Source organism: Mesorhizobium sp. WSM4849 (assembly GCF_055811385.1).
In genome coordinates this window covers 1-413 of the sequence record NZ_JBVVPW010000120.1, presented here as the reverse complement: position 1 = coordinate 413, position 413 = coordinate 1, and the positions used below count along the sequence as shown (strand labels likewise).

Sequence of the window (413 nt, the reverse complement as noted above, 5' to 3'; positions counted from 1 at the left end):
TCCTTCACCAGTTCCTGGCCGGCGACGATGATGCGCGCATCGGCAGGGATGCCGCCGAGCACCAGGCCGGTTGGCGTATCGTCGACCAGATCGATCGGGAAGAACACGACCTTGTCATCCCTGTCGACGGCGCGGATGCCGAGATCGCCCTTGTCGCCCAGCGTCACCACGGAGCGCGGCAGCATGACAGCGTCGGTCGGCTGCGCGCTCAGCGCGATCTCGGCGGTCATCCCGGCCGGAATAGTGCCCTCGGGGTTGGGGATTGCGGTCTCGACGCGGAAGGTGCGGGTGGCGGACGAGGCGTCGCGGCTGATATAGCGCACGGTGCCCTCGACGTTCTGGCCGCTGACCAATCGTACATTCGCCTTGTCGCCGATCTTCAGATAGCCGAGATCACGTTCGCTGACCTCGCC

1 protein-coding gene is annotated in these 413 nt (G+C 66.1%); it reads right to left on the bottom strand.

From position 1 onward, the window contains the following. The coding region (locus AC0L3L_RS36480) for an efflux RND transporter periplasmic adaptor subunit (protein WP_473642219.1) at positions 1-413 on the bottom strand (413 nt) is incomplete at both ends.